Here is a 4611-nt window from a genome sequence, read left to right as displayed (position 1 = left end):
CACCCCGCACAGAACGGTGCCGGCGGCGGACCGAACTCGCCGCCGGCACCGTCCTCCTCCCCTGGAGTGCCACCATGACAACGCCCCTGTCCGACGTCGACCGCTGGGTCCTGCGCCCCGCACCGCGCACCGCCCCGCTCCTCAGGCTCATCTGCGTGCCGTACGCCGGCGGGGGCACCGCCGCCTTCCAGGGCTGGAGCGACCTGCTGCCGGACACCGTGGAACCCTGGTTCCTCAGGCTGCCCGGCCGCGAGGCCCGCTTCCGGGAGGAACCACGCACCGACGTGCCGGTGCTGGTGAAGGAGGCGGCCTCCGTCCTCGCTCCGGCCCTCGACGGCCCGTACGCCCTGTTCGGGCACAGCCTCGGCGCGCTCATCGCTTTCGAGCTCGCCCGTGAACTGCGCCGCTCCCACGGCAAGGACCCCGTCCACCTGGCGGTCTCCGCCCGCTCGGCCCCCCACCTCCCCCTCCGGCACGCCGTGGTCCACCGGCTCCCCGACGACCTGCTGCTGGAGGCCCTGGACCAGCGCTTCAACGCGATCCCGCCGGCCGTCCGGGACGATCCCCAGATGCGCGCCCTGTATCTGCCGGTACTCCGCGCGGACGTCACCCTTCTCGAGACGTACGTGCACTCCCCCGCTCCGCCTCTGCCCTGCTCCATCACGGCGTACGGCGGCCAGGACGACCCGGAGTTCGGCCCCGGCGAGCTGGACGGCTGGCAGCGGCACACCGCGTCAGCGTTCCGCCTGCGGATGTTCGCGGGAGGCCACTTCTTCCTGAACCCGTGCCGTGCCGAACTCGTCACGGACCTCATGGGGGACCTCTACGCCGCGATGATCCCCTGAACCGGCAGCAGTCCGATGCCGGGTCCTCACCCTGTGCGACATGCCCCTGAGACGATGCGAGGACGCAGCACCGGTGCTTCCTCGTTCACTGGCGGCCACAGCGTGGAGGAGCAGGTGATCACTATGAGGGAACAGGCGGACGGTTGGAGCTTCCTGACCAACCATGCCCGCGTGTTACTCACCATCGCCCGTGATCCCGCGACACGCGTCCGTGACATCGCCGCCTCATGTCACATCACCGAGCGCACCGCCCAGACCGTCTCGACCGGCCCTGCGGCCCACAGGCGCCGTACCGCGGCGGCGAGTTCCTTGCTGTGTCCGTGGCGGCGCAGGATGTCCACCGCGTCCGCCAGCTCCGGGACGCCTGTCTCGGGGCCGGCCGTCGCCGAACGGCCTCGCCAGCGGGCCTCGTGGTGCATCACGGAGTGGCAGGCGTGCTGTGCCAATGGGCCTGCCGCGCTGCGGCGGGCACCGCTGAAGGACGCCTGCGCCCACACGCCCTGCAGCCGCTCTTCGGCCCGGTCCACGGGTCTCGAACCGGCCTCCTCCTCCGCTGCCTACGAGAGGAAGGCGGTCTTGTCGTGCTCCGCGAGCGCCCAGGCGACGGACTGGGAACGCCACCAGGACGAGGCCGTGTCCCCGGCGGTCGGTGTCTCCTCGAGCTCTCGCGTGTCCCAGCGGGAGGACTCGAACAGGAAGGCAGCGGCTGCCGCCGCGCTCGCTCGGGCCGTGACGTCGTCGGCGTCGAGCTCCACGGCGCGCCGGCTTTCGGCGGCGAGACTCCTCGCGGGTCCGATGTCGCCGCGTTCGCCTGGCCGAGGAAATCCGGCGGCTCGTCGGAGCTCAGTCCTCCCTCGGCTGCGGCGCCGGAATGAGTGCGGCGGCCACCGCCTTGTTCACCGCGTCCAGCCGGGACACCGCGCCGAGCTTGCGGAACACGTTCCGCAGGTGGCGCTTGACGGTGCCTTCGGCGATGTTCAGCCGACGGGCGATCTGGGAGTTGCTGAGCGCCTCCGCGGTGAGGGCGAGGACCTCGCGCTCGCGTTCCGACAGCAGGTCGCCAGGTGCCTGGCTGACACGGTCGAGGCCCTGCTGGGACACGGAGAGGATCACATGGCCGGGCCCCCGGTCGACGACCACGCTGTGGATCGCGGAGATCAGCTCGTGCCGGGTCGATCCCTTGACGAGGTAGGCGCTGGCGCCCAGGGCGAGCAGTTCCCTGGCCAGGACGACGTCGTCGTGCATCGTCAGCACGACGACACGTGACCGGGGCGAAACCCGGCGCAGCTGCGGGAGGGTCTCCCGGATTCCCTGGCCGGGCATCTCGACGTCGAGGACGATGACGTCCGGGTGCAGTGCGGCGGCCTTTTCGCAGGCGTCCTTACCGCTGTGGGCCTCGCCGGCGACCTCGACGCCGCCGGCGGCGGTGAGGATCTCCGTGACGCCTTCCCGGAAGAGCGTGTGGTCGTCGGCTATCAGGACCCTGATCGGTCTACGCGGGCTCGCCACCGTTCTCCCCCTCCAACGGTAAGAAGACCAAAATGCGTGCACCGCAGCCCGGCTGCGACTCCACCGTGACACTGCCGCCCAGGAGTTCGGCCCGCTCTCGCATGGAGAGCATTCCGCTGTGGCCGCGCGGAGCGGTGGTCGCCGGGTCGAATCCGACGCCGTCGTCCTCGATGGCGGCGCGCGCCTCTCCGGGTGCCACATGAACCTCGACCGTGATCAACGAGGCCCGGGCGTGGCGTACGGCGTTGCGCTGCGCTTCCCGGACGATCAGGAAGAGCTCCTCCGCCGCTCCGGCCGGCAGCCAGGTTTCGTCGCCGGTCACCGAGACCCGCACCTCGGCGCCGCGGTCACCCATGCCGTCGAGGTCCCGGGTGAGGGCGGTGTGCAGGGAGGCGGTGTCGATCCGGTGGCGCAGGCCCGTCATGACATCGCGCAGGCTGCTGAGGGACTCGCGTACCGTCGTCCGGGCGGCGTCGAGTTTCCTGCGGGCAAGTTCCGGCTGCTCGGCCTCGTACACTTCGTACAGCTCGAACCAATTGAGGGCGGTGCCCAGTTGGCCGGCCACCTCGTCGTGCAGCTCCCTGGCGATGCGCCGGCGTTCGTCGTTGTGCGCGCTCCGGATGCGTTCCAGCAGGTAGCCGATGTGTGCCACGGACCGGGCCGTGTGCCGGGCGACTATCTGACGGTGGAGCAGGGAGAACAGCACGGCCGTCTCCGTCGGGCCGGGTCGGCTCGGTTCCGGCTCGTCCGTCAGCACGACGACCACGGCGTCGAACAACGCGGTCGCGGCCCGCCCGGACTCCACCGGGTGGGTGCGCGGACCGCCGGGACGCACTACGTCTCCCAGGTAGTCCGTACCGTGCGGCAGGTATGTTCCGCGGTGCAGCTCGGAGATGACGTGAGCGAGGATGCGCCGCGCCTCCGCGACGTACGGCTCCGCGTTCCGCTTTTCCCTCAGGAGGGACGAATCGGTGCTGTGCAGGGCGGCCTCGTAAGCCGCGAGGATCTCGTCCATGCGGCGTTCGAGCACGCCTGCGGCGGTGCCGCGCACGCCCAGCTGAGCTTCCACGTCGAAACACCCCCGCTGAGCAGGTGAACGTTCCTCCGGTTTGCATCTGCGTCCGAACCTCGAGGTTACATCGACCACTTGATCGAGAGACGTTAAGGAAGCGTCAAGATCCTCCTCTACGGTTCGGGTGCGACGCGACCCCTACCCCTAAAGACACATCCGGGGTACCTCACTGGGCGCCATCCCGTCGCGCGTTGTTGATACCGGTCGACCAGTATTGATTAACTTGCGGCACCCAGAGACCGTTCCACCGTTCTTCGAGATCGCGACAGGGCTCTGCCTGCGGGGAGGCATCAGATCCATGAACGTTCTGATCGTCGAGGACGACGAAGGGATGGCCGAGGCACTCCAGGAGACTCTGAGCGTCCACGGCTTCCGCACCCGTCGTGTCGCCACCGGCGCCGAGGCCATGGACCACCTCGCGCAGGTGGGCCTCGTCCTGCTCGACCTGGGGCTTCCCGACCTCGACGGTCACGAGGTCTGCCGGCGGATCCGCGAGGTGTCGTGCGTACCGGTCATCACGCTGAGCGGCAGGACCGAGGAACTCGACCGGGTCATGGCCCTGCACATGGGGGCGGACGACTTCGTCCCCAAGCCTTTCAGCCGGCATGAGCTGGTGGCGCGGATCCGGTCCCTGCTGCGGCGGGCCGGAGGCTGCGCCCTGCACGGGGCGAGTCAGGCACCCGCCTCGGCCGGAGCACCGCCGTACCAGCCGGTGCTTCCTTCCTTGATTCCCGCCCAGACACCGGCTCCGGTGATGGCCGCCCCGACCACGGCGACACCCTCACCCGCCGCCCCGCCTCTCCTGGAGCCCGCCCCCACCGTGCGTTCGCAAACAACCGCGGACGACATGGGCGGCCAACCGCACCGGCCTGCCCAGGCCCCCCTGCAGGCCGGCCCCGTCCGGCTGGATCCGCGTACCCGCAAGGTATTCGTGCATGGGGAGGAGATACGGGTCACCCGCAAGGAGTTCGACCTCCTGGCGATGCTTCTGCAGGAGCCCGGCACGGTGGTGGAGCGCCAGCGGATCATGTCCCGGGTGTGGGACGAGAACTGGTACGGATCCACCCGCACCCTCGACGTCCATGTGGGCTCGTTGCGCACCAAGCTCGGCAACACGCAGTGGATCGAGACCGTTCGCGGTGTCGGTTACCGGCTTGCGGTACCGATGACCGCCCACGTCTGAGA

6 protein-coding genes are annotated in these 4611 nt (G+C 70.0%); 2 read left to right on the top strand and 4 right to left on the bottom strand.

The annotated features are described in order from the left end of the window. The first annotated feature begins 74 nt into the window (after nucleotides 1-74). On the top strand, nucleotides 75-845 hold the full coding sequence (locus ACIQ8B_RS27600) for a thioesterase II family protein (protein WP_403550503.1): 771 nt from the start codon (nucleotides 75-77) through the stop codon (nucleotides 843-845). A gap of 230 nt (nucleotides 846-1075) precedes the next feature. Here the strand turns inward: ACIQ8B_RS27600 and ACIQ8B_RS27595 are convergent, their stop codons facing one another. From ACIQ8B_RS27595 to ACIQ8B_RS27580, 4 genes are all read right to left on the bottom strand, one after another. Beyond that, nucleotides 1076-1372: a hypothetical protein gene (locus ACIQ8B_RS27595; protein WP_403550501.1), complete on the bottom strand. Its 297-nt coding sequence runs from the start codon at nucleotides 1370-1372 to the stop codon at nucleotides 1076-1078. A 30-nt stretch (nucleotides 1373-1402) separates the two neighbouring features. Further along, nucleotides 1403-1600 (bottom strand): hypothetical protein, encoded by a 198-nt coding sequence (locus ACIQ8B_RS27590; RefSeq protein WP_403550499.1) that lies wholly within the window; start codon nucleotides 1598-1600, stop codon nucleotides 1403-1405. Between the two features lie 88 nt (nucleotides 1601-1688). After that, on the bottom strand, nucleotides 1689-2354 hold the full coding sequence (locus ACIQ8B_RS27585; RefSeq protein WP_403550497.1) for a response regulator: 666 nt from the start codon (nucleotides 2352-2354) through the stop codon (nucleotides 1689-1691). Next, complete coding sequence (locus tag ACIQ8B_RS27580) at nucleotides 2338-3423, bottom strand: sensor histidine kinase (RefSeq protein ID WP_403550495.1); 1086 nt, start codon at nucleotides 3421-3423, stop codon at nucleotides 2338-2340. The genes ACIQ8B_RS27585 and ACIQ8B_RS27580 overlap by 17 nt, the downstream gene beginning before the upstream one ends. A gap of 301 nt (nucleotides 3424-3724) precedes the next feature. On the opposite strand from ACIQ8B_RS27580, the gene ACIQ8B_RS27575 reads away from it, so the two are divergent. Continuing rightward, a complete protein-coding gene (locus ACIQ8B_RS27575) occupies nucleotides 3725-4609 on the top strand; it encodes a winged helix-turn-helix domain-containing protein (RefSeq protein ID WP_403550493.1) in 885 nt (294 codons plus the stop codon). The last annotated feature ends 2 nt before the right edge of the window (nucleotides 4610-4611 follow it).

It is taken from the genome of Streptomyces sp. NPDC096105, from assembly GCF_044763335.1.
GTDB lineage: Bacteria > Actinomycetota > Actinomycetes > Streptomycetales > Streptomycetaceae > Streptomyces.
This window is presented reverse-complemented; position numbering and strand designations above follow the sequence as displayed.

Excerpts from the sequence above, each read along its gene's own strand:
- ACIQ8B_RS27575 (WP_403550493.1), top strand. The coding sequence starts at position 3,725 with ATGAACGTTCTGATCGTCGAGGACGACGAAGGGATGGCCGAGGCACTC.
- ACIQ8B_RS27600 (WP_403550503.1), top strand. The coding sequence starts at position 75 with ATGACAACGCCCCTGTCCGACGTCGACCGCTGGGTCCTGCGCCCCGCA.